The sequence below is a fragment of the Streptosporangium sp. NBC_01469 genome (genome assembly GCF_036227305.1).
GTDB lineage: Bacteria > Actinomycetota > Actinomycetes > Streptosporangiales > Streptosporangiaceae > Streptosporangium.
Genome location: NZ_CP109465.1, coordinates 5,692,547 through 5,716,733, shown reverse-complemented (window position 1 = coordinate 5,716,733; position 24,187 = coordinate 5,692,547). Strand labels below are relative to the sequence as shown.

25 protein-coding genes and 1 riboswitch are annotated in these 24,187 nt (G+C 71.8%); of the genes, 4 read left to right on the top strand and 21 right to left on the bottom strand.

From position 1 onward, the window contains the following. Positions 1-24: 24 nt before the first annotated feature. From OG587_RS25075 to OG587_RS25050, 6 genes are read right to left on the bottom strand one after another with little or no spacing between them, the layout of a single operon-like run. On the bottom strand, positions 25-900 hold the full coding sequence (locus OG587_RS25075) for a YegS/Rv2252/BmrU family lipid kinase (protein WP_329079350.1): 876 nt from the start codon (positions 898-900) through the stop codon (positions 25-27). 17 nt (positions 901-917) lie between these two features. Next, positions 918-1,856 (bottom strand): twin-arginine translocase subunit TatC, encoded by a 939-nt coding sequence (tatC, locus tag OG587_RS25070; protein WP_329079348.1) that lies wholly within the window; start codon positions 1,854-1,856, stop codon positions 918-920. A 58-nt stretch (positions 1,857-1,914) separates the two neighbouring features. Then, entirely contained in the window at positions 1,915-2,250 is a 336-nt protein-coding gene (gene tatA, locus OG587_RS25065) for a Sec-independent protein translocase subunit TatA (protein ID WP_329079346.1), read from the bottom strand. Beyond that, entirely contained in the window at positions 2,250-2,504 is a 255-nt protein-coding gene (locus OG587_RS25060) for a hypothetical protein (protein WP_329079344.1), read from the bottom strand. Before OG587_RS25060 ends, tatA begins: the two co-directional genes overlap by 1 nt. Positions 2,505-2,528: 24 nt before the next feature. Then, positions 2,529-3,485 carry a helix-turn-helix transcriptional regulator gene (locus OG587_RS25055; RefSeq protein ID WP_329079340.1) on the bottom strand — a complete coding sequence of 319 codons (957 nt, stop codon included), beginning with the start codon at positions 3,483-3,485 and terminating at the stop codon, positions 2,529-2,531. Further along, positions 3,482-4,438: a helix-turn-helix transcriptional regulator gene (locus OG587_RS25050; protein WP_329079339.1), complete on the bottom strand. Its 957-nt coding sequence runs from the start codon at positions 4,436-4,438 to the stop codon at positions 3,482-3,484. Before OG587_RS25050 ends, OG587_RS25055 begins: the two co-directional genes overlap by 4 nt. A 39-nt stretch (positions 4,439-4,477) precedes the next feature. On the opposite strand from OG587_RS25050, the gene OG587_RS25045 reads away from it, so the two are divergent. Further along, complete coding sequence (locus OG587_RS25045) at positions 4,478-5,593, top strand: DUF3866 family protein (protein WP_329079338.1); 1,116 nt, start codon at positions 4,478-4,480, stop codon at positions 5,591-5,593. On the opposite strand, the gene OG587_RS25040 is transcribed toward OG587_RS25045, so the two are convergent. The 8 genes from OG587_RS25040 to OG587_RS25005 all read right to left on the bottom strand — a co-directional run bounded on the left by OG587_RS25040 (position 5,539) and on the right by OG587_RS25005 (position 13,505). Next, on the bottom strand, positions 5,539-6,015 hold the full coding sequence (locus tag OG587_RS25040; protein WP_329079337.1) for a DUF3291 domain-containing protein: 477 nt from the start codon (positions 6,013-6,015) through the stop codon (positions 5,539-5,541). The genes OG587_RS25045 and OG587_RS25040 overlap by 55 nt on opposite strands. Positions 6,016-6,047: 32 nt before the next feature. Beyond that, a complete protein-coding gene (locus OG587_RS25035) occupies positions 6,048-6,689 on the bottom strand; it encodes a helix-turn-helix transcriptional regulator (protein ID WP_329079335.1) in 642 nt (213 codons plus the stop codon). Positions 6,690-7,065: 376 nt separating this feature from the next. Continuing rightward, positions 7,066-7,998 carry an FKBP-type peptidyl-prolyl cis-trans isomerase gene (locus OG587_RS25030; RefSeq protein WP_329079333.1) on the bottom strand — a complete coding sequence of 311 codons (933 nt, stop codon included), beginning with the start codon at positions 7,996-7,998 and terminating at the stop codon, positions 7,066-7,068. 119 nt (positions 7,999-8,117) lie between these two features. Further along, complete coding sequence (gene pafA / locus OG587_RS25025; protein WP_329079331.1) at positions 8,118-9,476, bottom strand: Pup--protein ligase; 1,359 nt, start codon at positions 9,474-9,476, stop codon at positions 8,118-8,120. A 161-nt stretch (positions 9,477-9,637) separates the two neighbouring features. Further along, positions 9,638-10,330, bottom strand: coding sequence for a hypothetical protein (locus OG587_RS25020; protein ID WP_329079328.1), 693 nt, complete (start codon positions 10,328-10,330; stop codon positions 9,638-9,640). A 296-nt stretch (positions 10,331-10,626) separates the two neighbouring features. Continuing rightward, positions 10,627-11,430 carry a proteasome subunit alpha gene (gene prcA, locus OG587_RS25015; RefSeq protein ID WP_329079327.1) on the bottom strand — a complete coding sequence of 268 codons (804 nt, stop codon included), beginning with the start codon at positions 11,428-11,430 and terminating at the stop codon, positions 10,627-10,629. A 25-nt stretch (positions 11,431-11,455) separates the two neighbouring features. Continuing rightward, positions 11,456-12,274: a proteasome subunit beta gene (gene prcB / locus OG587_RS25010; RefSeq protein ID WP_329094004.1), complete on the bottom strand. Its 819-nt coding sequence runs from the start codon at positions 12,272-12,274 to the stop codon at positions 11,456-11,458. Positions 12,275-13,295: 1,021 nt separating this feature from the next. Continuing rightward, entirely contained in the window at positions 13,296-13,505 is a 210-nt protein-coding gene (locus OG587_RS25005) for a ubiquitin-like protein Pup (protein WP_329079325.1), read from the bottom strand. Positions 13,506-13,752: 247 nt separating this feature from the next. On the opposite strand from OG587_RS25005, the gene OG587_RS25000 reads away from it, so the two are divergent. The 3 genes from OG587_RS25000 (at position 13,753) to OG587_RS24990 (ending at position 16,241) form a co-directional block, all read left to right on the top strand. After that, positions 13,753-14,157 carry a hypothetical protein gene (locus OG587_RS25000; RefSeq protein ID WP_329079323.1) on the top strand — a complete coding sequence of 135 codons (405 nt, stop codon included), beginning with the start codon at positions 13,753-13,755 and terminating at the stop codon, positions 14,155-14,157. Positions 14,158-14,344: 187 nt separating this feature from the next. Further along, complete coding sequence (locus OG587_RS24995) at positions 14,345-15,139, top strand: serine/threonine-protein kinase (protein WP_329079321.1); 795 nt, start codon at positions 14,345-14,347, stop codon at positions 15,137-15,139. Positions 15,140-15,401: 262 nt separating this feature from the next. Continuing rightward, positions 15,402-16,241, top strand: coding sequence for a serine/threonine-protein kinase (locus OG587_RS24990; protein ID WP_329079320.1), 840 nt, complete (start codon positions 15,402-15,404; stop codon positions 16,239-16,241). Positions 16,242-16,484: 243 nt separating this feature from the next. On the opposite strand, the gene OG587_RS24985 is transcribed toward OG587_RS24990, so the two are convergent. The 7 genes from OG587_RS24985 to dop all read right to left on the bottom strand — a co-directional run bounded on the left by OG587_RS24985 (position 16,485) and on the right by dop (position 24,183). After that, positions 16,485-17,807: a cobyrinate a,c-diamide synthase gene (locus OG587_RS24985; RefSeq protein ID WP_329079318.1), complete on the bottom strand. Its 1,323-nt coding sequence runs from the start codon at positions 17,805-17,807 to the stop codon at positions 16,485-16,487. Continuing rightward, positions 17,801-18,403 (bottom strand): cob(I)yrinic acid a,c-diamide adenosyltransferase, encoded by a 603-nt coding sequence (cobO, locus tag OG587_RS24980; RefSeq protein WP_329079316.1) that lies wholly within the window; start codon positions 18,401-18,403, stop codon positions 17,801-17,803. Before cobO ends, OG587_RS24985 begins: the two co-directional genes overlap by 7 nt. A gap of 117 nt (positions 18,404-18,520) precedes the next feature. Then, positions 18,521-20,833 (bottom strand): VWA domain-containing protein, encoded by a 2,313-nt coding sequence (locus OG587_RS24975; protein ID WP_329079314.1) that lies wholly within the window; start codon positions 20,831-20,833, stop codon positions 18,521-18,523. 50 nt (positions 20,834-20,883) lie between these two features. Continuing rightward, on the bottom strand, positions 20,884-21,447 hold the full coding sequence (locus OG587_RS24970) for a histidine phosphatase family protein (RefSeq protein ID WP_329079312.1): 564 nt from the start codon (positions 21,445-21,447) through the stop codon (positions 20,884-20,886). Beyond that, entirely contained in the window at positions 21,444-22,187 is a 744-nt protein-coding gene (locus OG587_RS24965) for a CbtA family protein (protein WP_329079310.1), read from the bottom strand. Before OG587_RS24965 ends, OG587_RS24970 begins: the two co-directional genes overlap by 4 nt. A 7-nt stretch (positions 22,188-22,194) precedes the next feature. Further along, entirely contained in the window at positions 22,195-22,389 is a 195-nt protein-coding gene (locus OG587_RS24960) for a CbtB domain-containing protein (protein ID WP_329079308.1), read from the bottom strand. 30 nt (positions 22,390-22,419) lie between these two features. Then, a riboswitch (cobalamin riboswitch) is annotated at positions 22,420-22,540 on the bottom strand. A 125-nt stretch (positions 22,541-22,665) separates the two neighbouring features. After that, positions 22,666-24,183 carry a depupylase/deamidase Dop gene (gene dop, locus OG587_RS24955; protein ID WP_329079306.1) on the bottom strand — a complete coding sequence of 506 codons (1,518 nt, stop codon included), beginning with the start codon at positions 24,181-24,183 and terminating at the stop codon, positions 22,666-22,668. Between the last annotated feature and the right edge of the window lie 4 nt (positions 24,184-24,187).

Below are 24,187 nucleotides of genomic sequence, written 5' to 3'. Positions count from 1 at the left end.
CGGCACCGGCGGGCGGCAGCGGCCCTAGACGAGGACCGCCAGCGCGCCGGGGACGATCTCGCACGTCAGCGGGGTGGGACCGACCCGCTCGCCGTCGGCGTAGGCGATCACTCCCGGCGCCTCCACGGTCACCCGGCGGGCGCGGCGCATGGTGACGGCGGGGTGGGCGCCGTGGGAGCCCCGGTAGACGCGGGGGAAGACGCGCAGGAACTCCCCCCTGGGGACGGCGTCGAGGATCGTCACGTCCAGCAGGCCGTCGTCCGGGACGGCGCCGGGGCACACGCGCATGCCGGCGCCGTAGGAGGAGGTGTTGCCGACCGCGACCAGCATCGCCTCACGTTCGACGATCTCACCGTCCAGGTCGATCCTGAAGGGGATGGGCCGGAAGGAGCGCAGTTCCTCGGCGAGGGCGACCAGGTATCTGGCCATCCCGGGCGGCCAGGTCATCGTGTTGGCCCGCTCGTTGACCCGGGAGTCGAAGCCGCAGGCCAGCACCCCGGCGAACCACTCGTCCCGGCCCGCCTTCGCGGCGTCGACCGTGCGCACCCGCCCGCGCAGCACGGTGTCGGCGGCGGCCAGCGGCGCCTTCAGGGGAATGCCGAGCGCGGCGGCGATGTCGTTGCCGGCGCCCACCGGGATGACGCCCAGCGGCACGCCGCTGCCCGCGACCGCCTGGAGGGCCAGGTGGACCAGGCCGTCGCCGCCGAAGGCGACCAGCGCCTCCGGCTCCTCGGCGACGGCGGTGCAGGCGCGTTCCAGGGCGTCGGAGGCGGAGTCTCCGAGGATCACCGAGACCTCGCGCCCGCCCTGCCGCAGGCGGTCGAGCACCGGGGAGAGCAGTCCCCGTGAACGGCCGCCGCGGGCGGCGGGGTTGACGAGGACTGCGATCTCTGCGGGCACAGACCGGAACTTATCCCCTATCTGCTGGGATCAGTGTCGGTCGTTCTCGAATCGATAGGAGCCGGATCGCCGACGGGGGTCACGTCGCCCAGGGACGAGGTGTCGTCGTCGAGCGAGGAGGCCTCGTCGTCGGACAGGTGGGAGAAGTCCTCGGCCTTGGCCTGTCTCCTGTCACGCAGGTACATGACCCCTTCGGCCAGGGCGAACAGCACCACCATCGGGACGGCCAGGGCGATCATCGAGAACGGGTCGGTGCTCGGTGTGGCCAGCGCGGCGAAGAGGAACATGATGAAGATGACCATGCGGCGGTGCTTGGCCACGGTGGCGTGCGACAGGACGCCGATGACGTTCAGGAACACCATCAGCAGCGGCAGCTCGAACGAGACGCCGAAGATGATGATCATGACCAGCGCGTAGCTGAGGTATTCGTCCATCTCCAGCAGCGGCACCGCGTTGTCCGGCGCGAAGCCGAGCAGGAGCGCCAGGCCGGTGTCCATGATGAAGTAGGCGAGCGCCGCGCCCGCCAGGAACAGCGGGATCGCCAGGCCGAGGAACGAGATCGAGTAGCGCTTCTCGTTGCGGTACAGGCCCGGGGTCACGAAGCCCCAGATCTGGTACAGCCACACCGGCGAGGAGACCACCAGCGCGAACATCGCCGCGACCTTCAGGTTCACCAGGAACGCCTCGAAGACACCGCGGATGGCGAACGTGCACTCGCCCTCCCGCAGGATCTGCGAGGCGGGCAGCTGGCAGTAGGGCTCGGTGATGAAGGTCCAGATCGGCTGGAAGAAGATGAAGCCGACGATGATCCCCGCGACCAGCGCCAGCAGGACGATGACCAGCCGGTTACGCAGCTCGCGCAGGTGCTCCATGAGCGGCATGCGACCGTCGCCCGCCTCGGCGGGCGGCGGTGCCGCCCCGTTCCGGCCCGATTTGGGCCACTTCAGCAGCGCCATTCGCGAATCCTGGGGTGACGAGTCGAGTGATCAGGGTAGATCTTCAGGCTACCGCCGATCACTGCGACTTGGGCGCTCCGGCCTGGGCGCGCAGCCGGGCGGCCTGCTCCTCCAGCCGGCGGGCCTCCTCCTCGGCGCTCGGCGCGGGGGCCGGGGCCTGGGTCGCGGCCGGGATCGGCTGCGGAACCGGGGCTGCGGGCTGGGGCTGCGCCTGGACGACCGTGGCGGTCGCGGTCTGCGGCTCGTCCTCGTCGCGGAGCTTGGCGGTCTCCGACTTGAAGATGCGCAGCGACCGGCCGAGCCCGCGGGCGGCTTCCGGCAGCTTCTTCGCACCGAAGAGCAGCACCAGGATCAGGCCGATGATGATCAGCTCAGTGGGTCCGAGGTTGGGCATTACACATCCTTACGCCGGGCGACGTGCAGTCTCTGTTCACGATCGTACGCTCCCCAGGAGACATACTCATCCCTTTGGCCCCGTACAGTCGCCGTACGCTCGCCGAACAGAACCCGAACGGGTTCGAGCCTCCCCTCCGTGCGATCGACCTCGCGGCCCAGCTCTGCGGCCGCACGCAGCACGCGCACGGTCAGAAAGGCCAGGACGGCCAGCCCGGCGAGGGCCAGCGAGATCGCGGCGATGATCCAGCTCATGTCGGGAGGCTCCAGCTCCGTGCGTCAGGAAACCGACTCGTAACGATTCAGCGCGGCGGTGGCCGCGGCCCGGACGCTCTCGTCCAGCGAGGCGGGCGAGACCACCCTGCCGGTGTCGCCGAGGCGCAGCGCCAGGCGTACCAGCCAGCCCTGGTCCCTGGCCCGCAGGGCCACCCGCACGCGGCCCTCGCCGAGCTCCTCGACCCGCTCGCACGGGTAGTACTCGGCGACCCAGCGGCCCGCGGCGGTCAGCTCGAGCTCCACCAGCTCGTCGGTCGGCGAGGGCCGGAACACCCCGGGCGTCACCTCGTCGGCCACGGCGCCCGCGGGCGGGTCGGCGGGCACGTCGAGCACGTCGACGGAGAGCATCCGGTCCACCCGGAACAGCCGGACCGCCTCGGCCCGGTAACACCAGCCCGACAGGTAGGGGCGGCCGTCCACGACGACCAGCCGCATCGGGTCGACCTCGCGCGGGGTGATCTCGTCGCGTCCCGGCACGTAGTAGCGCAGCGACAGCCGCCTGCGGCTCCGCAGCGCCTCGTTGACACTGGGCAGCGCGTCGGGCGCGGCGTCGACCTCCACCGCGACCTGGCTGCTGACCGCCGCCGCGCCCTCGCCCGAGGCCTGCTCGAACTTGGCGATGACCCGAGCCAGCGCGTCGCGCTCCCCGAACTCCGGCATCTCGGCGAGCAGGCGCAGCGCGACCAGCAGGGCGCTGGCCTCGTCCACGCCCAGCCGCAGCGGGCGGGCGATGGTCTCGGCGTTGTCGATGACGATCTCCCCGCCGTCCCACGACACGTCGATCAGGTCGCCGGGGGTGTGGCCGGGCAGCCCGCACATCCAGACCAGCTGCAGGTCGTCGATGAGCTGCTTCTCGCTCAGCCCGAAGATCTTCGCGACCTCGGGCACCTGGGCCCCGGGGTGCGACATCAGGTAGGGCACCAGTGCCAGCAGCCTGGGCAGGCGATCGGCCGTGCTCACGCGAGTGCTCCCTTCAGGCGGCAGATGACCGCGTCACGGGCGTCCGGCGGGCCGACCACCTCGGCGTCCGCGGCGAAGCCCACGATCCACCCGGCCAGGCGGCCGGGGTCGGTGAAGTCGACGTCCAGCTCGTCCCAGCCGCCACCGGCGGGCCGCACCGCCTTCGCCACCTGGCGCAGCCCCTGGCAGGTGTCCTGCCTGACCCGGATGAGGGCGGTGCGCTCGCGGACGGCGGCGTCGCTGAATCCGACCATGGACTTGATGTCGACGCCCTCGGGCACCACCACGGCGCCGGGGCGGCCGACGGTGGTGACCGTGCCGCTGATCCGGCTGAGCCGGAAGACCCTGGGGGCGTCCCGGTCGCGGTCGTGGCCGACCATGTACCAGCGGCCCCGGCGGCTGACGACGCCCCACGGCTCCACGGTGCGGGTCAGCACGTTCTGGCTGGCCGCCGCCCGGTAGGCGAAGCGGACCGCGCGCCGGTCGCGCACGGCCTCCCACAGCGCGGGGAAGGACGGGTCCTGGGTGTCGACGCGCAGCTCCAGCGCCCCGCCGAGCACCCCGTGGGCCTCGTCGGTCTGCACGCCCCCGGCGCGCAGCTTCAGCAGGGCCCCGCTGGCCGCCTCGGCCAAACTGGCCCGCTGCCACACCTGGGCCGCCAGGCCCACCACGGCGGCCTCGTCGGGCTCCAGGGTGATCTCCGGCAGCTCGTACGCCGAGCGGACGATCCGGTAGCCGGGATCCTCCTCCCACGGGTCCTTGTGGACCTCGATCGGGATGCCTATCTCCCGCAGCTCGTTCTTGTCCCGCTCGAACATCCGCTGGAAGGCCTCGTCGTTGTCGGCGTCGTAGCCCGGCACCGCCTGGCGGATGTGCTCGGCACTGAGCGGCCGCCGCGTGGCCAGCAGGCAGATCACGAGATTGAGCAGCCGCTCGGTCTTCCGGCGCGACATCCGGCCTCCTCCCTGTTCGAGTGACGCTACCCTTCCCCCGTGATCAGATGGCGCAGGGGTGAGGTCGTACGGATCCGGCGCGAATGGCCGGGGGCGGTGGAACTCGACGTGACCACCGAGGACGGTGAGGCTCGCGCGCTCGCCTACCCCGCCCTGGTGGGCCGCCCCGAGCCCGGTGACGTGGTGCTGCTCAACACGACCGCGCTCGCGATGGGTCTCGGTACGGGAGGCTACGCCATGGTGGTGGCTGTTCCCGACCGATTGCCACAAGATCCTCAAGGTCCCGGACACCTGGTGAAGGCACGCTACACCCCGTTGCAGGCCACCGTCCTCGGCGCGGACGAGCAGGATTCGCCCTTCCACGAGGTCCTGCGCGACGCCGACTCCGTGGACGGCATGCCGGTGATCGTCGCTGACCTGCACTCCGCCCTGCCCGCGATCCTCTGCGGCCTGTACGGCCAGAAACCCCCGGGGCCCGGTGAGACCGCGGAAACCGGGGGCCGGGAGCGCGGGAGGCCCCTCAGGGTCGCGTACGTGATGCTCGACGGGGGCGCGCTGCCCGCCTGGTTCTCCATGTCGTGCGCGCGGCTGCGGGAGGCCGGCTGGCTGTGCGGGGTCGTCACGGCGGGCCAGTCCTTCGGCGGCGACGTGGAGGTGGTGACCCCGCACACCGGGCTGCTCGCGGCCAGGCACGTCCTGGAGGCCGACGTCGCGATCGTCACCCAGGGGCCGGGCAACCTGGGCAGCGGCACCCGCTGGGGTTTCTCCGGCGTCTCGGCCGGCGAGGCGGTCAACGCCGCCGCGGTCCTGGGGGGCCGCCCGGTCGCGGCGCTGCGGGTCAGCGAGGGCGACCTGCGCGAGCGCCACATCGGGGTCTCACACCACTCGCTGACCGCCTACGGCCGGGTGGCGCTGGCCCCGGCCCAGGTCGCCGTGCCCGTGCTGCCCGGCGACTTCGGCAGGCGGGTGGCCGAGCAGTCGCGCCCGCTCGCCGCGCGGCACGAGCTGGTCGAGGTGCCGGTGGACGGGCTGCACGAGGCGCTGCGGGGGTCTCCGGTACGGCTGTCGACGATGGGCCGGGGCCTGGACGAGGACCTGGCCTACTTCCTGGCCTCGGCCGCCGCCGGGCGCCACGCGGCCTCACTGCTGTCGTAGAACTTCTTGAAGGTGAAGGCCTGCGGTGTGGGGCCTTCGGCCTTCAGCCGCTCCAGGCGCTCCATCCCCTCGTCCAGCGTCGGCTCGTGCCCCTCGGGGATCCACCACATCACCGAGTACGGCTCCGCGATCTGCAGGAACCACTCCCTGCGCCGCTGCATGAACGCCAGGTGGCCGCTGCGGTAGACGAAGTCCCACAGCGCGTCGCGCGACCTCCACACGGAGAAGGTGACCAGCAGGTGGTCACCGTACTCGTGCTCGATCGTGTCCTCGGGGCCGTCGCCGCCCTTGAGCCGCCACACGAAGCCGGGTTCGGCCTCGGCCAGCTGGTTGATGGGGTCGAGGCCCGCTATGAAGGAGGCCAGTTCCGGGGAGTCCTTGGGCGCGCGCGCATGGGCGACGTTCAACTGAGCCAGGTGCATGAGCACAGCAAATCATCCCCGATTCTTCTATGTCAATCTTCATTGTTTTTAGAAAAGGCGACGCAGCACTCCCCGGGGCGCGGATCCAGCCTGGCCGCCGAGGCGTCCTGGCCGAGCCCTTCGAGCAGCCCGCGGCACAGCTCCAGGTTCACCGAGCAGACCAGCAGCGGATGCTCCTCGGCCGGCACGTGGAACGGGCAGTTGCGCAGCCGCACCCCGCCCTCCTCCTCGTACGGCTCGTAGCCGCGCCGCCGCAGCACCCCGGCGAGATCCTCGCCCTCCCCCGCGATCCTGGCCCCCGCGCGCCGGGCGGCCTGCTCGGCCCGCTCGTCCCCGCCGAGCAGCTCGACGGCCTCGGCCAGCACCAGGGCGAGGGTGCGGTAGTCCCTGGCGGGCACGCTGACCTGCCACTCCCCCGGCGCCCTGCGGTAGACCTTCGCCGGTCTGCCGCTGCCCGGCCCCGTCCGCTCCGTCAGCCGCCGGAACCCCGCCTCGAGCAGGCCCGCCTCGACGAGCCTGTCGAGGTGGAAGGCGGCCAGGGTCCGCTGCACCCCCACCGCCTCGGCCGCCTCGTTGCGCCCCACGTCCTGGCCCCGGGAGGCCACGTAGTCGTAGACGGCCCGGCGCACCGGGTCGTGGAGTACCGCCACCGTGTCGAGATCGTCGCCGCTCACAGCCCGGATTGTAGGCCGAGGGCCCGGAGTCACGCCCTCGGGGAGCCGACGGGCGTTCCGGGCGTCATGAGACCCGGAGGACGATTCGGCCGGGTGTCCCGAACGGCACAGGACCCGGCCGGGAACCGGCGACGGTACGAGGCCCGGCAGACGAGGCCCGGCGTTTCGAACGACGCGAGATCCAGCGGACGAGGCGGACGAGCCGGTCCGTGCACGGGCCGGCGGTGACACGGCCGCGCGGACCGTACCCCGGGCCGGGAAAGCCCGGAGCCCGGCCGTGCGCGCACGGCCGGGCTCCGGGATGGGGCGGTTCACCCCGGCGGCGGCCCGGTGGGCCCCGCCGGAGATGGAACGCCGGCTCAGTGGATCAGCGGGCTCAGTAGGCGGCCAGCACGTCGACCAGGAAGACGAGGGTGTCGGTGCCCTTGATCTTGTCGCCGGAACCCGCCTTGCCGTAACCGAGGTCCGGCGGGATGCTCAGCAGCACCCGGCTGCCGAGCGGGACGCCGACCAGACCCTGGTCCCAGCCCTTGATGACCTTGCCGGCGCCGATCTGGAACATGATCGGCTGGGCGCCGCGGGACCAGCTGCTGTCGAACTCGAGGTCCGAGCCCCAGATCTTCCCGGCGTACTGGACCAGGATCGACTGGCCGCTCTTGACCTCGGGGCCGGTGCCCTTGATCACGGTCTTGGCGACGAGCTCCTTGGGAGCCTTCTTCTTGGTCTTGGTGGTGAGCTTCGGCGCGGCGTCACCGGCCGCGTTCTCCACCTTGACACCATCGAGGCCGGGGTCGACCGCGGTGCCCTTGGCGGCCTTCTCCTGGGGGACGCCCACGACGTCGACCACGAAGACCTGCGACTGGCCCGGAGGGGCCTGCGCCTGCTGCTCGGCGGGCAGCGCGTCCTTGGCGACGACCGACATGAACCTGCCGCCGCCCTTGGTCTCGGCGAAGCCCTTGCGGAGGATCTCCGGGACCTGCTCGTTGAGGGCGATGACCTGCGGCCCGCCCTCGTCGTAGGTCGAACCGGCGAGCTTGTTCTCCTTGCCGTCCCAGGTGAAGACGGTGAAGTTGGCGACGACGTTGGCGCCGAGCTTGGCCACCTCCCCGGTGGTGCCGGGGGTGAGGACCTTGAAGGAGGAGGTCTCGACGACCTTCGACGGGAAGGCGACGGTCGGCTTGGCTCCGGCCTGCCCGGTCACCTGCAGCTCGGTGACCCCGCTACTGCTGCTGGCGGGACTGGAGGCGCCAGTGGCCACGCCCCCTCCGGAGCCGCATGCTGCGGCGAACATCAGAGGCACTGCGGCCATTACGGCCATGCTGCGGCGGCGCATAGGTATCCCTCAAGCAGACGTCAGGTTCGCGCCACACTACCCGTCCCGGCGTACGGAGGAAGTAAGGCCGGGACGAGCTTGCCGAAGTATGACCGTCACATTCCGGCGATGAGCTTGTCCACCCTCTCGTCGACGCTGCGGAAGGGGTCCTTGCACAACACGGTGCGCTGCGCCTGATCGTTGAGCTTCAGGTGCACCCAGTCGACGGTGAAGTCGCGGCGCTTCTCCTGCGCCTTGCGGATGAACTCACCGCGCAGCCGGGCCCTGGTCGTCTGCGGCGGCACCGACTTGGCCTCGAAGATCTTCAGATCGGAGGCCACCCGCTCCACCGCGCCGCGCTTCTGCAGCAGGTAGAACAGGCCACGACGGCGGTGCACGTCGTGGTAGGCGAGGTCGAGCTGGGCGACCCTGGGGCTCGACAGCGGCAGGTCGTACTTCCTGCGGTAGCGCTCGATCAGCTGGTATTTGGTCACCCAGTCGATCTCGCGGGCGACCTTGTCGAGGTTGCCGGTCTCGACCGCGTTGAGCGTGCGCTCCCACAACTCCAGCACCCGGTGGCTGATCTCGTCGCCGCCGCGGCGGTCGACGAAGTCGCGGGCCTTGGAGAGGTATTCCTCCTGGATCTCCAGCGAGGACGCCTCCCGGCCGTTGGCCAGCCGCACCCGCCGCCGCCCGGTCATGTCGTGGGAGACCTCCCTGATGGCCCGGATCGGGTTCTCCAGGGACAGGTCGCGCATCACGGTGCCCGCCTCGATCATGCGGAGCACCAGGTCGGTCGCGCCGACCTTGAGCAGCATGGTCGTCTCGCTCATGTTGGAGTCGCCGACGATGACGTGCAGGCGGCGGAACCGCTCGGCGTCGGCGTGCGGCTCGTCTCGGGTGTTGATGATCGGGCGCGACCGGGTGGTGGCGCTGGATACGCCCTCCCAGATGTGCTCGGCCCGCTGGGAGACGCAGTAGACCGCTCCACGCGGGGTCTGCAGCACCTTGCCCGCCCCGCAGATGATCTGCCGGGTGACCAGGAACGGGATCAGCACGTCGGCCAGGCGGCCGAACTCGCCGTGTCGGCCGACCAGGTAGTTCTCGTGACAGCCGTAGGAGTTGCCCGCGGAGTCGGTGTTGTTCTTGAACAGGTAGATGTCCCCGGCGATGCCCTCCTCGCGGAGGCGCTTCTCGGCGTCGACGAGGAGGCCCTCCAGGATGCGCTCTCCCGCCTTGTCGTGGGTGACGAGCTCCACGACGTTGTCACACTCGGGGGTGGCGTACTCGGGGTGGCTTCCCACGTCGAGATACAGGCGCGCCCCGTTGCGGAGGAAGACGTTGCTCGATCGGCCCCAGGAGACGACACGGCGGAATAGATAACGCGCTACCTCGTCGGGTGACAGCCGCCGCTGCCCCCTGAACGTGCAGGTGACGCCGTACTCGTTCTCAAGCCCGAAGATGCGACGATCCATTGCCTCACACTATTCGCCGAACCCCTCTCGCGGGAGGGATCATGGGGTTTTCGGTCGTACGGCTTATGCCCCAGGCCGCGAGCTGCTAAGCGCGGGCGCGGCCCGCGCCCGGCTCCCGCCGGGCACGGGTGGTGCGAAGGCGCCGGGATCGGCGGCCCCGATCAGCCTCCGCCCTGCCAGAAGATCTCGACAACCTTGGTGATCCTGCCGTTCTCGGTGGTGATCAGGGCCGGCCGGTAGAGGCCCTCCACCTCGACCAGGGAGGCCGTCTCCCTGACGTTGTCGATCAGCGTCTCGCGGGTGCAGCTCTCGGTGCCGAGGTTGGTGGCCCTGTCGTAGGTCTGCGCCGAGCCGTCGCAGCCGCTGTCGGCGAGGAACCGCACGTCCTCGGCGATGGGCGCCACGTAGCGGATCACGTCGCCTTCCTCGGGACCGTCGAAGTGGCCGTCCTCGCCACCGCGCTGGACGAAGCGGATCGGCCTGTACTCGGCCACCCCGTTGTCGTCCACGCCGGTGAGCCAGCCCCGCAGGACGCCCTCGAAGGGCGGCGGCTGCCCCTTGCTCCAGTCGTGCTCGGGGGCGGCCTGGAACTCGGTACCGAAGAGCTCGGGGGCGGCGGCGGGCCTGGAGGCCGGGGTGGGCTCCGGCGCGCCCGTCGAGGGGGCGGGCGCGGAGGAGGCTGCGGCCGGGGAGGGGGCCGGGGTGGGCTCCGCGGCGCAGCCGGACGCCAGTGCCACGGCCACGAGCAGGGCGAGCGCCGCGCCGGGCCGTCGCGGAGCGGCGGGGGCGGTCATATGGGGAGCGAGCCTGGTCCAGGCCCGCCGGGTGGTGTTGTTCACGCAGACTGTGACCACCGTGGGACGGGATCGGTTGTCCGGAGAGGGTGTGATCCAGGGCACACCAAAGCGCCGCCCCGGGCGGAGGCGGCGCCATATTGTCGTCGGCCGATTGTCCGGCGCGGGAGTGTCGTCCCGGACGGGGTGGTGCTCCGCCCGGGACGACACTCCCCCAAAGCCGTGCTATCCGGCGGCGCGGACCACGTCGTGCCGGTGACCGGCCGTCCGGCGCGGGGATGCCGCCCCGGGTGGGGGCACTCCCGCGCCGTGCGGTCAGCCGTCCTGTGCGGCACCGGCGTCGCCGGTGGGCGCGGTCAGCCGCTGGATCCGGTGTCGATGTCGCCGTCGGGCGCGGTCGGCGGGGCACCGGGCGTCTCGGGCGCGGAAAGGAGGCTCTCGTCCTTGGCCGCCTGGGCGGCCGACTCGGCCGCGGGGGCCCCGTCGGCCAGCAGCCGCTCCAGCCTGGGGCCGTTGAGTCGCAGGAACTTGCGGTGCGGGCGGTTGCGGTCGAGCACCGCCACCTCCAGCTGGTTCGCGGGGAAGCGCTCGCCTCCGGGCTCGGTCAGCGCGAACAGCGCCGCCTCCAGCGCCTCGCCCAGCGACAGGCCGTCGCGGTAGCGCTCCTTGAGACGGCCCGCCACCGCCTCGGCCTGACCGCCCATGGCCACCAGGCCCGCCTCGTCGAAGACCGAGCCGTCGAAGGTCAGCCGGTAGATGTGGTCCTCGTCGGAGGAGTCACCGACCTCGGCGACCACGATCTCCACCTCGAACGGCTTCAGCGACTCGGTGAAGATCTGGCCGAGGTTCTGCGCGTAGAGGTTGGCCAGGCCACGGGCGGTGACGTCGTCGCGGGCGTAGGTGTAGCCGTTGATGTCGGCGTATCGGATGCCGCCGAGGCGCAGGGCCTCGAACTCGTTGTAGCGGCCGACCGCGGCGAACCCGATCTTGTCGTAGATCTCGCTGATCTTGTGCAGGGCGCGGGACGGGTTGGGCGCGACGAACAGAATGCCGTCCTCGTACTGCAGGACGACGACGCTACGGCCCCGCGCGATCCCCTTGCGCGCGTAGTCCGCCTTGTCCCGCATCTGCTGCTCGGGCGAGACATATCCAAAAGGCATGGACACCTGGGGTGATCCTCTCGTGTTAGCGCAGCGGGGCGGTGGGGCCGTCGGGGCGGTCCGCCCGGGATTCGATCACGACCCGGACGAGCTCTCCGACCTCCTCGTCGGGAAGCCGGTGGTATCCGTCGGCGGTGATCACCGCGACGACGGGCCAGATCTTGCGGATCACGTCGGGACCGCCGGTCGCCGAGTCGTCGTCGGCCGCGTCGTAGAGGGCGTGGATCAGCGTCAGCACGGTGTCCTCGGGTGAGGCTCCCTCGCGGTAGAGCTTCTTCAGAGCGCCCCGCGCGAAGATCGAGCCGGACCCGATCGAGTGGTACTGGCTCTGCTCGTAGGGACCGCCGCCCACGTCGTAGCTGAAGATGCGGCCGCCGTCGACGTCGGGGTCGTAGGCGGCGAAGAGCGGGACGACCACGAGCCCCTGCATCGCCATCGGCAGGTTGCCACGGATCATCGTGGCGAGCCGGTTGGCCTTGCCCGCCACCGAGAGCGTGCGGCCCTCGCGCTTCTCGTAGTGTTCGAGCTCCACCCGGTAGAGGCGGGCCATCTCGATGCCGGTGCTCGCCGCCCCGGCGATGCCCATGCCCGAGTGGTCGTCGGTGCGGAACACCTTCTCCATGTCACGCTGGGAGATGATGTTGCCGGAGGTCGCCCGGCGGTCTCCCGCGATCACCACGCCACCGGCGCACATCGCCGCGACGATCGTGGTGGCGTGCGGGATCTGATCGCCCACCGGGGTCGCCAGGGCCTCGTTACGGCTAGGCAGCAAGTCCGGCGAATGGGACCTGACGAACTCGGTGAACGAGGAGCTCCCGGTGTCGGTAAAGATGTGATTCACCATGCCGGCGGGCAGGTCCCTGTGAGATCCCACGCGACTCCCTCCAAAGGTGCGGTCCTTTAAGGCCCGACCTTACTCATCTTGCCGTGCTGCTTGCACTTCCCTGGATCAGCTCAGCGCGAACCACCTCCGCCGGGCTTTTGAATCTTTTGCGGGTGATCGGCCCCGGTCGCCCGATCCCTCGCCGATCCCCCCGGAGACGGCGAACACGACGGAGGCGGCGAAGGGGACGACGGCCCGCCCGGACGAGCGTGGGAGACGGAACCGCGCCCGCGGAGAACACGGGCGCGGTACTCGCGAAGGCCGCCGGACGGCACGCGCGGGGGGGCAGGCGGGCGGCACTCACGAAGGATCTCCGGACGGTACCCGCGGAGAGCACGCGGGCGGCGCTCGCGAAGGATCCCGGGACGGTACCCGCGGAGAACGCGGGTGGCACTCACGAAGGATCTCCGGACGCTGCCCGCGGAGAACACGCGGGCGGTGCCCGCGCGGAACCCGAAGGCGGTTACCCGCGAAGAACGCGGGGCGGTGCCCGCGAAGGGCGCGCTCACGGAGGGGGGCGGCGCTCACCGGCTGCGCTCACCGGCGGTGTCACCAGTGGTGTCACCGGCGGCGCTCTGCTCATGGACGGCGCTCACGGAGGGACGTCACGAGGGGCCGATGCCGCGGTTCTTCACCGCTCCGGCCCTCGTCCACGGAGGTGGCGGGGCCGGCGGGAACGGCCGGCCCGCCGGGCCGGGAACGGTCGCGGCCGGATTGGCCCGCGCCTTCCCGCTTCGTACTCCGGACGGTTCTCGTTCCCTCCGGGAACCGTTCCCGGAGGGGTCTCCCCTGATCGACTCAGCGTGTTCGCGGCGGTCGGAGGCGGAGCCCCCGGAATGGCGCTCCCGGCGGGGGACGGCCGCACGTCACCCGCCCGCCAGGCCCGGCGGGAGCCGAGCCGGGCCCGTGGGCGTCAGGACGGGCCTTCCGGCTCCTCGCCGGATCCGCCTCCGCCCCTGACCGTGAATCCCGGCGGGCGAACCTACTGGCCGCCCTTCTGCACGTAACTCCTCACGAACTCCTCGGCGTTCTCCTCCAGGACCTCGTCGATCTCGTCGAGGATCGCGTCGACGTCATCGGAGAGCTTCTCGTGACGCTCCTGGACGTCGGAGGTTTCCGCCGGGGCGGTCTCCTCGACCTCCTTGTCGGTCCGGCCTGTCTGCTTCTGGCCGCCGGTGTCCTTGCTTGCCATGTGTGGCACCTCCACCTGGGGGACGGATCTGATTCATATCTTCCCCGAACCGGGCGACATTGCGCGCGGATCGTCCCGCGATCTTTACGGGAGCCCGCACGGGCCGTGCCGAGGTCCTGCCCGTCAGAGAACCTCCCCCCGGGCCCCCAAGGCAAATCGAGGCTCCGAGGCGGATCCGCCGCCCTTGACTGGATAGCATCCCTATCCAATAATTGGCTAGCTCCACTATCCAATGAGAGGGCCTCCCATGTCACCGTCGTCACTGAGCACAGCCGGAATACTCCTCATCACCGTGCCCGCCGTGGCCTTCGGCGGGGTCTCCCTGCTCGCGCACATCATGCGCGGCATTCCCGGATACGCGGACAACCCGGTGCGGCGCGGCCTGTGGCGGGCCGGCCACGCGCACGCGGGTGTCCTGGTGCTCTTCGCGCTCGTCGCGCTGCTCTACATCGACCGGGCGGACCTGTCCGGCGGCCTGAAGGATCTGGCCAGGATCCTGATCGTGGCGGCGCCGATCCTGATGCCGCTGGGCTTCTTCCTGTCCGTGGTGCGCCCCTCCGACACGAAGCCGAACCGGCTGATCTGGCTGGTCCCGGCGGGCGGGGTGTCGCTGGGCGCCGGCACACTGCTGCTCGGTGTCGGCCTCGTCTGACCCGCACGGCTCTCACGGCCCCCACGGGCCCACAGCCCCGCACGAGCCCCGCGTGGGCCTCCGATGGATCCACCCGGGTCTCGTGTGAGCATCGTCACCCACTGAATCCAGGCTAATTCCTCGTCCCGAGGGAGATAGGGAACGTTCCAGGTAGGCCTTCGGGGCGGAAAACTGCGATCATTGGGAGGTGAGCACCATCATCGCGCGCAGGTACAAGCTCGTCTCACGCGTCGGCCAAGGGGCGACCGGCGTCGTCTGGCGCGCATACGACCTGCTGCTGGAGCGAGAGGTGGCCCTCAAGGAGATACTCCTGCCACCCGGGGCCGCCGCGGCCGAGCAGCGGCGGCGGGTGGTCAGGGAGGCGCGCATGGCGGCGCGGCTGAGCCACCGGGGCATCGTGACGGTGCACAACCTCACCGAGGAGTCCGAGCGCCTCTGGATCGTCATGGAGTTCCTGGAGGCGCTGACGCTGCACGACACGCTCGTGCAGGCCGGCCCGCTCCCGGTGGACCTGGTGGCGGCGATGGGATGCCGCCTGCTGGAGGCGTTGCGGCACGCGCACGACGGCGGGGTGATCCACCGTGACATCAAGCCCGCCAACATCATGCTGACCGGCGACCGGGTGGTGCTGGCCGACTTCGGCTTCGCCGCGCCGGAGGGCGCGGCGACGACCTCGACACGGGGCACCCCGGCGTTCATCGCGCCGGAGGCGCTGCAGGGCAGGGGCGGCACCCGCGAGGCGGACATGTGGTCGTTCGGCGCGACGCTGTACATGGCGGTGGAGGGCAGGACCCCGTTCCGTACGGTGAACTCGATGGCGGCGCTGGTGGCGGCGCTGCGCGAACCGCCGCGCGCGCCGAAGCGGGCGGGCGCCCTGGAGCCGGTGCTGCGGGGGCTGCTGCGCAAGGATCCCCGGGCGCGGCTGAGTGCCGAGCGGACCTCGAAGATGCTCGAGGACGTGCGCTGCTTCAGCGCGGCCTGAGGCCGTCCACGGGCGTTTCCGAAGCGCGGTCGCCGGCCCCAGGGCAGCTTTCCTGATTCCGTAATCAGGATTTACGGACACGGAATAAAATTCCATCGTGCTCGTGCGTCTAAATCGTTACAGAGAATCACCATAGGTAATCACATAGTGCACCGTCCCAGGTGGAAATATGAATCAGCTGAGGGGCCCGGCTTCTATGTGCAGCAGGTGATTCATGGGAACAGATGCGGGAAAGGCACGCTTACTAGGTGATCGCTATCACTTGACCTCGCAGATCGGGCGGGACGGCGTGGGCACGGTGTGGCGGGCCCACGACTCCCTGCTCAGGCGGAATGTGGCGATCAAGGAGATCCAGCCCCGGTTCAGTGAGGACGGGGGGGACATGCACGACGCGCGGCGGCGGGCCCTGCGCGAGGCGCGCTCGGCCGGGAGGCTGAACCACCCGGCGGTGATCTCGGTGCACGACCTGCTCGAGGAGGACGGGCGGCTCTGGATCGTGATGGAGCTGCTGGAGGCCCTCACGCTCAAGGAGACCGTACGGCACCTGGGCCACCTGCCGATCCACTGGGCGGCGTGGATCGGCTTCCAGCTGCTGGGCGGGCTGCGCCACGCGCACGGGGCGGGCGTCCTGCACCGGGACATCAACCCGCGCAACATCCTGCTGACCGGCGACCGGGTGGTGCTGGCCGACTTCGGCATCGCGGCGCTGCACGGCGATCCGGGTGACTCCACGACCGTGCCGCTCGCCCACGTTCCCGCCTTCGTCGCGCCGGAGCGGCTGCGGGGCGGGCCGCCGACCCCGGCGGGCGACCTGTGGTCGTTCGGGGCGAGCCTGTACTTCGCGGTGGAGGGCCGGCCCCCGCGTCCCACCTCCCGTACGCCGGCGCCGCGCGACCCCTCGGGCGGCGGGCAGGCGGATCCGGCGACGCTGGCGGGAGTGCTGTGGCCCGTCCTGGAGGGACTGCTCCAGCGCGACCCGGCGGCCCGCATCAGCATGGGGCAGGCCGGCCGCATGCTGTCGGCGATCCTCCACACGGAGGGGGTGGCCCTGGCACCACCGCGGCTGCCCGCGGCCCGCCTGCCGCCGGACGCCTTCGCCTAGGACCTCCGGGACCTCGCGCGGCCTTTCACCGGACATTCAGGACGAGGAAAAAAGCGCCTTTCGTCCCTTCTTTCGCCGCGCAGGACCGGGCCGTTCCGCGACGGCCGGGCGGGGCGCGTTTCTCTGGATCTCCAAACAAATGGACAAACGGTCAGAATTAGGCCGAATGGAAAAGCCGGACACCGGACTCCCCGCCTCGGAGCCCGTTCGAACAAGCTTGGACAGGCTCGAACCGCGAGGACGTCAGACGGCCGGGACGCGGCGGCAGGCCTCGACGAACCTGGAGGCCAGCCGGGGACTACCGGCCCAGTGCAGGTGCAGGTAGGAGGCGGTGACCCGGCCGTCGGCGAACCCGTCGGCACCGCCACGCCAGCGGAACAGCGGCCGGTCGGGGGCCGGCTCGACCGCGGTGCGGTGGAACTCGTGGCCCCGGTAGCGCTCTCCGTCCCTGGTGAGCGGCGAGTCGCGGACGGCCACCGCGTCCCGATAGCCGAGGGTGAGGGTTCCGGTCATCCTGGCCTCGATGTCGAGGACCCCGCACATCGGCCTGCCGTCCAGCCTCCTGGCCAGATACAGCAGGCCCGCGCACTCGGCCGAGATCGGCCCGTCGAACGCGGCGACCTGATCGCGCAACGGCTCGTTGGCCGACAGCTCGGCCGCGTAGACCTCGGGGAAGCCTCCCCCGAGGACGATCCCGCGAGCCCCCTCGGGGAGGGTCTCGTCGACGAGCGGGTCGAAGGGGACGACCTCGGCCCCCGCCGCCGCCAGCAGTTCGGCCTGCTCGGTGTAGCCGAAGGTGAAGGCCTGCCCTCCGGCGACCGCGATCCTCGTGACGGGGGCGGCGGGCGGCCCGGGGGTCCACGGGACCGCGGGCAGCGGCGGCGCGGTACGGGCGAGGCGCAGGATTTCCTCCAGGTCGCAGGAGGCGGCGACCAGGTCCGCGACGGCGTCCATGGCCCTGACGGCCTGGGTGCGGCGCTCGGCGACGGGGACCAGGCCCAGGTGCCTGGAGGGGGTGGCGACGGCGTCGCTGCGGCGGATCGCACCGAGCACGGGGACACCGCTCTCGGCGAGCGCCTCGCGGCAGATGGCCTCGTGCCGCTCGGAGCCGATCCGGTTGAGGATCACCCCGCCGAGCCTGATCCGGGTGTCGTAGGAGGCGAACCCGTGCACCAGCGCCGCCACGGAGCGGCTCTGCTTGGCGGCGTCCACGACCAGGACCACCGGGGCTCCGAGCAGCCTGGCGACGTGCGCGGTGGAGGCGAACTCGGTGGAGCCCGCGCCGTCGTACAGGCCCATCACGCCCTCCACGACCGCGACGTCCGCCCCGGCGGCGCCGTGCAGGAACAGCGGGGCGACGAGTTCCTCCCCCACCAGCCAGGGGTCGAGGTTGCGTCCGGGACGGCCGGTGGCCATGGCGTGGTAGCTGGGGTCGATGTAGTCGGGCCCCACCTTGTGCGGGGAGACGGCCATGCCCCGGCGGGCGAGGGCGGCCATCAGGCCGGTCGCCACGGTCGTCTTGCCCGCTCCGGAGGCAGGGGCCGCGATGACCAGCCGGGCTACCATTCGATGCCCTTCTGACCCTTCTGCCCGGCGTCCATGGGGTGCTTGATCTTGCCCATCTCCGTGACGAGGTCGGCGGCGTCGAGCAGCCGGGGGTCGGCGTCGCGGCCGGTGACGACGACGTGCTGGCCGCCGGGGCGCCCGCGCAGGGTCTCGACCACCTCGTCGACGTCGATCCAGCCCCACTTCATCGGGTACGTGAACTCGTCGAGCACGTACAGGCGGAACGTCTCGGCGGCGAGGTCGCGCTTGATCTGCTCCCAGCCCTCGCGGGCGTCGGCGGCGTGGTCCTCCTCGCTGCCGGGACGCTGGATCCAGGACCAGCCCTCGCCCATCTTGTGCCAGGAGACCGGCCCGCCCTCACCGGAGTCGCCGAGCACCCGCAGTGCCCGCTCCTCGCCGATGCGCCACTTGGCGGACTTGACGAACTGGAAGACCCCGATCGGCCAGCCCTGGTTCCAGGCGCGCAGGGCCAGGCCGAAGGCTGCGGTGGACTTGCCCTTGCCCGGTCCCGTGTGGACGATCAGCAGCGGCCGGGTGCGGCGCTGCCTGGTGGTCAGGCCGTCCTCGGGCACGCTGACGGGTTTGCCCTGCGGCATCGTCGCCCTCCCTTCGCTGTCATGTGACTCGCTGTCATCTGGCTCACTGTCATACGACTTGCTGTCATACGGCGCAGTGCCCTGGCTGTCCTGGCCGTCCTGGCCGGCCCTTCGCGGTCACGCGGCGCCGCGCCGTTCACGGACCATCCCGGCCAGGTCGGTGAGGTCGTCGAGGCGTACGGTCTCCGCGCCCATCCGCGCCGCCAGGGAGGCGGCGAGGCCGAGGCGCACGTGACCGCCCTCGCAGTCGACCACCACGCCCGCCACCCCGGCCAGCAGTCCCGCCGCGCGGTGGGACTCCTCGACGGTTCCAGAAGTGGCCCGCCCGTCGGTGACCAGGACCACCAGCGGGCGCCTGGACGGGTCGCGCAGGCGCTCGACCCGCAGCACCTCGGCGGCCCGCAGCAGGCCGGCGGCCAGCGGGGTCCGGCCTCCGGTGGGAAGCTCGCGCAGCCGGGCCGCACCGGCCTCGACGGAGGAGGTGGGCGGCAGGACCAGGTCGGCGCGGGCGCCGCGGAAGGTGACGAGCCCGACCTTGTCCCGGCGCTGGTAGGCGTCGAGGAGCAGGCCCAGCACCGCTGTCTTGACCGCGCGCATGCGCTGCCTGGCGGCCATGGAACCGCTCGCGTCCACGACGAACAGCACCAGGTTGCCCTCGCGGCCCTCCCGGACCGCCTCCCTGAGATCGCCGCGCCGCAGCAGCAGTCCGGGCCCGCTCCTGCCCCGCGCGACCTGGTACGGGGCGGCGGCGCCGACGGTAGCCCGCAGGTGGAGGGAGCCGGTGTGGCCCTCGGGGATCCGGGCCCCCGTGGTACGGCCCAGGGGCGTCCTGGCGCGCGACCGGCGCCCCGGGGCTCCGGCGCCGATGCCGGGGACGGTGAAAAGCCTGGTCCTGCCCCCGGGGTCGGCGTCGAAGGTCTGCTCGCGGGCCGGTACTCCCCCGGCCGTCTCCGGCGACTCCCGGGGATCCGCGACGGAGGCCGGGGCCTCCTTCGTCCCGGGGTCGGGGGCGCCCTGGACGTCCGGGGCCTCGGGCCTGGGGGTGTCCGGGCCGTCGTGACCGCCGGGGCCGTCCGGGCCCGGGTCGTCCGAGGTGGCGTCCCCGGTCTCGGGGCCGCCGTCGGGCGCGGGGCCGTCCGGGCCGCCGTCCGGGCCCGCGTCGGGATCGGTGCCCCCGGGGCCGCCGGAGTCGTCCGGCCCCTCGGGGTCGTCGGGGTCGTCGGGGATCTGGTCCAGGAGATCCTGGAGCCTGGACTCGTCCAGGCCGGGCGCGTCGAAGGGGTCGCGGCGGCGGCGGTGCGGGAGCGCGAGCCTGGCCGCCTCCCGTACGTCGTCGGCGGTGACGGAGGTGCGGCCCTGCCAGGCGGCGTGCGCGATCGCCGCACTGGCGGTGACCAGGTCGGCCCGGAGCCCGTCCACCTCGAACCCCGCGCAGACGGTGGCGATCCTGAGCAGTGCCGCGTCCGGCAGAACGACCTGGGCGACCCTGGCGCGAGCCTCGGCGATGCGCGCGGCCAGCGCCCGCTCCTCGTCCGACCAGGCGGCGGCGAAAGCCTCGGGGTCGGCCTCGTAGGCCAGGCGGCGCCGGACCACGTCCACCCGCTGGGACGGTTCCCGCGAGGCCCGGACCTCCACGGTCAGCCCGAAGCGGTCGAGCAGCTGCGGGCGCAGCTCCCCCTCCTCGGGGTTCATCGTCCCGACCAGCAGGAACCGGGCGGCGTGCCGGACCGACACCCCCTCGCGTTCGACGTAGCAGGTACCGAGGGCGGCGGCGTCGAGCAGCAGGTCCACCAGGTGGTCGTGGAGAAGGTTGACCTCGTCGACGTACAGGACGCCCCGGTGGGCACCCGCCAGGAGGCCGGGTTCGAAGGATTTCACGCCCTCGGTGAGGGCTCGCTCGATGTCGAGGGAGCCGACGAGGCGGTCCTCGGAGGCGCCGACGGGCAACTCGACCAGGCGCGCGGGCCGTGCCGCGCCGCCCCGGTCGCCACCGGGCGGGGTCACGCCGGCCTCAGCCACCTCGGCCGGAACCACTTCGGCCGGGACCGCATCGGCCTGAGCCGCATCGGCCGGGACCGCACCGGCCTGAGCCGCATCGGCCGGGACCGCACCGGAGCGAGCCGCCTCGGGCCAGGTCGCGGAGGAACGAGGCGCGCCGGGCCTGGCCGCGGGTTTCGTACGGGCCTCGTGCGGCCCGTCGGGGCAGCCGGGGTCGGGGGCGGCGGGGTCGCAGGAGAAGCGGCAGCCGGTCACCACCTCGACGGGCGGCAGGAGCGCGGCCAGCGCCCGCACGATCGTGGACTTGGCGGTGCCCTTCTCCCCCCTGACCAGCACTCCCCCGACACGGGGGGAGACCGCGTTGAGGATCAGCGCGAGTTTCAGGTCCTCCAGCCCCACGATCGCGGTGAAGGGATAGCGGGAGTCACGCACCTTCGGGATCTCCTTCGTCAAGTCGTCGGGCCGTCACGTCGGTGGAACCGTCAGGGGGAGTAGCTGAGCCGCCAGCGCCCGCCGCGCCCGGTGAGCGTCACCCGGGCCAGTGGCGCGACGTCGACGCGCCAGAAGGCCTGGGCGGGGGCGCCGAGGGCGTGGACGACCGCGGCGCGGATGATCGCCGGGTGGGTGACCGCGACGGCCCTGCCGGGGGCGCGGACGGCGAGCCAGCCGGACACCCTGGCGAGGAGTGCGGTGACCGGTTCCCCGCCGTGGGGCGCCGCGCCGGGGTCGCCGAGCCAGGACGCGAGCGCCTCGGGTTCCGCGGCCTCGACCTCACCGAGCGTCATGCCGCTCCAGCGGCCGTAGTCACAGTCGGCCAGCAGCGGGTCGTGCTCGGCCCGCAGGCCGAGCGCCGCCGCCGTCTGGACGCAGCGCAGCTCGGCCGGGCAGGCCGCGGGCCCCGGGGCGAGGTCCCGTGCCATCCCCTCGGCCCGGCGCAGGCCGCGTTCGTCGAGCGGTTCGTCGCCCGGGAACGCGGCCCGCGCCGTCGCCGAGGTGGAGGCGTGGCAGACCAGGAGCAGGCGGGTGACCCCCGAGGGGGTCGTCACACCGGGCCGCGCCTGCGAGCGGCGAAGGCGAACAGCGCGCCGACGCCGGCCCAGAAGACCACCTGGGTCCCGATGGAGGCGACCCTGAAGTCCCACAGGAGGTCGGCGGGGAAGCCCCGGGGCACCTCCGAGATCTCCGGCAGGAGGATCCAGGCCGCGACGACGGGAACCAGCACGGCGGCGCCCGCCGACAGCCAGCGCACCCACGGTTCGCTCCGCGAGGCGTAGCGGTGGGTGGCGACCCCGGCGGCGACGGCGAGGATCCCGATGACCACGGCGACCAGGTAGAGCACGGTGCGCTGGTTGATGGTCTCCGGATCACCGACAGCCGGTGGATTGGCGGGATATTTCACGAAAGGGATGAGGACGACTGCGGTGAACGCGGCGGCGGCGAGGGTGACCGCGAGCACCGGTTCCGAGCGGGGTCCCGCCCGCCCGCGTACGGCCGCGTAGACGAGGGAGAACAGGCCCCCGACCGCCAGGCCGTACAGGCCGAGGGCGAGGAAGAGCCCGAAGCGCTGCCCGTCCCTGCTGACCAGGGCCTCCTCCTCGTCGTGGGAGTGGGCCGCGGTCCCGGTGTCGTCGTGCGACTCGGCCGGGGCGGCGGCCGCGGCGGCCGCCTCCTCCAGCGCGATGGCCTGGTCGATGCGCGGTTCGCCGACGGTGTAGGCGAAGACGGCCGCGAGCAGCCCTGCGAGCAGTCCGACGACGAGGCCCCGGACGATGAGTTTGGTGATCACCTGTGGCTCAGTGACACGGCACGCCGAGCAGGTGACGCCCGTCGTGCATGAGTTCGTGCAGGTAGTTTCCCGCCTGGGAGATCGCTCCCTGGTCGAAGGTGACCAGGTAGGCGAGGAGCAGCAGCACCGGTACGGCGAGCAGCCAGCGGGTGAGCGAGGGCCATGGGATGGGCTGGGCGTGCGGTGCCGAGATCTGGCTCACGGCCACCTCCTCCGGGATTTACGCGTCCCTTTTCGTAGGTCGGTGGCGGCCGAGTGTGACCTGGCTCCCGGCCCATGCGGGCCGGTTACAGTGGCGCGACCGCACCGGAATCTCACCGGATTTCCCTCGCACCGCCACAAAACACCCGGAACGTACCCCGGTTCTCCGTCCCCCGTCAATCCGGCTGTCCGCTTTGACGGGATCCGGCTTTCAAAGGATCCGGGTACACCGAGGGGGGAGGCGGCCCGGCCGGGCCGCCTCCCCCCTCTCAGAAGGTCACTGCTCGCCGGTCAGCGCCGTCACCAGCTCCGCGGCGGTACGGCAGCGGTCGAACAGCTCGCCCACGTGGGCCTTGGTACCGCGCAGCGGCTCAAGGGTGGGGACGCGCTGCAGCGACTCGCGGCCGGGGATGTCGAAGATGACCGAGTCCCAGGAGGCCGCGGCCACCGACTCGCTGTACTGGCTCAGGCAGCGGCCGCGGAAGTAGGCCCGGGTGTCGTTGGGCGGCACCTCGATGGCCCGCTGAACCTCTTCCTCGGTGACCAGGCGCTGCATGCGGCCCCGGGCCACCAGCCGGTTGTAGAGCCCCCGGTCGGGACGGATGTCGGAGTACTGGAGATCGACGAGCTGCAGGCGCGGGTGCGACCAGGGAAGGCCGTCACGGGTGCGGTAGCCCTCCAGGAGCTCCAGCTTGGCCACCCAGTCGAGCTCCCCGGACAGCTGCATCGGGTCCTCCGCCAGGCGGGTGAGGACCGACTCCCAGCGTTCCAGGATGTCCTTGGTGGGCTCGTCCAGGCCGTTGACGCTGCGCTCCTCGGCGTACTTGCGCGCGAGCTCCAGGTATTCCATCTGGAGCTGCACGGCCGTCAGCCTGCGGCCGTCGCGCATGGAGATCTCGTACTTGAGCGTGGGGTCGTGCGAGACCGCGCGCAGGGCCTGGACGGGGTTGTCCACGGCGAGGTCTCGGGTGAAGTAACCGTCCTCGATCATGGCCAGGACGAGCGCGGTGGATCCCAGCTTCAGGTAGGTCGAGATCTCCGACATGTTGGCGTCGCCGATGATGACGTGCAGGCGGCGGTATTTCTCCGGGTCGGCGTGGGGCTCGTCCCGGGTGTTGATGATCGGCCGCTTGAGCGTCGTCTCCAGGCCCACCTCGACCTCGAAGAAGTCGGCCCGCTGGCTGATCTGGAAGCCCTCGCCCCGGGAGTCCTGGCCGATGCCGACCTTGCCCGCGCCGGTGACGACCTGCCGGGAGACGAAGAACGGCGTCAGGTGCCTGACGATGTCGGCGAACGAGGTGGCCCGGCGCATGAGGTAGTTCTCGTGGCAGCCGTAGGAGGCACCCTTGTTGTCGGTGTTGTTCTTGTAGAGCTGGATCGGGGCGTTGGCCGGCATCGCCGAGGCGCGGACCGCCGCGTCGTGCATCACCCGCTCGCCCGCCTTGTCCCAGATCACCGCCGCCCGAGGATTGGTGCACTCGGGTGTGGAGTATTCGGGATGGGCGTGGTCCACGTACAGCCGGGCCCCGTTGGTGAGGATCACGTTCGCCAGGCCGAGGTCCTCGTCGGTCAGCTGGCTCTGGTCGGCCACCTCCCGCGCGAGGTCGAACCCCCGTGCGTCCCGCAGCGGGTTCTCCTCCTCGAAGTCCCATCGCGCGCGCCGTGCCCTGGCGGCCGAGGCCGCCAGATAGGCGTTCACGACCTGAGAGGAGGTCACCATCGCGTTGGCCCCCGGCTGTCCGGGCACGGAGATGCCGTATTCGGTCTCGATGCCCATCACCCGCCGTACCGTCATGCGC

Bases quoted from the DNA above. Each gene is read 5' to 3' on its own strand.
- dop (WP_329079306.1), bottom strand. From the start codon at position 24,183: ATGACGGTACGGCGGGTGATGGGCATCGAGACCGAATACGGCATCTCC.
- OG587_RS25005 (WP_329079325.1), bottom strand. From the start codon at position 13,505: ATGGCAAGCAAGGACACCGGCGGCCAGAAGCAGACAGGCCGGACCGAC.
- prcA (WP_329079327.1), bottom strand. From the start codon at position 11,430: ATGCCTTTTGGATATGTCTCGCCCGAGCAGCAGATGCGGGACAAGGCG.
- cobO (WP_329079316.1), bottom strand. From the start codon at position 18,403: ATGCCGCAGGGCAAACCCGTCAGCGTGCCCGAGGACGGCCTGACCACC.
- tatC (WP_329079348.1), bottom strand. From the start codon at position 1,856: ATGGCGCTGCTGAAGTGGCCCAAATCGGGCCGGAACGGGGCGGCACCG.
- OG587_RS25030 (WP_329079333.1), bottom strand. From the start codon at position 7,998: ATGGCCGCAGTGCCTCTGATGTTCGCCGCAGCATGCGGCTCCGGAGGG.
- pafA (WP_329079331.1), bottom strand. From the start codon at position 9,476: ATGGATCGTCGCATCTTCGGGCTTGAGAACGAGTACGGCGTCACCTGC.
- OG587_RS24985 (WP_329079318.1), bottom strand. From the start codon at position 17,807: ATGGTAGCCCGGCTGGTCATCGCGGCCCCTGCCTCCGGAGCGGGCAAG.
- OG587_RS25000 (WP_329079323.1), top strand. From the start codon at position 13,753: ATGTCACCGTCGTCACTGAGCACAGCCGGAATACTCCTCATCACCGTG.
- OG587_RS25040 (WP_329079337.1), bottom strand. From the start codon at position 6,015: ATGCACCTGGCTCAGTTGAACGTCGCCCATGCGCGCGCGCCCAAGGAC.
- OG587_RS25060 (WP_329079344.1), bottom strand. From the start codon at position 2,504: ATGAGCTGGATCATCGCCGCGATCTCGCTGGCCCTCGCCGGGCTGGCC.
- prcB (WP_329094004.1), bottom strand. From the start codon at position 12,274: ATGGTGAATCACATCTTTACCGACACCGGGAGCTCCTCGTTCACCGAG.
- tatA (WP_329079346.1), bottom strand. From the start codon at position 2,250: ATGCCCAACCTCGGACCCACTGAGCTGATCATCATCGGCCTGATCCTG.
- OG587_RS25050 (WP_329079339.1), bottom strand. From the start codon at position 4,438: ATGTCGCGCCGGAAGACCGAGCGGCTGCTCAATCTCGTGATCTGCCTG.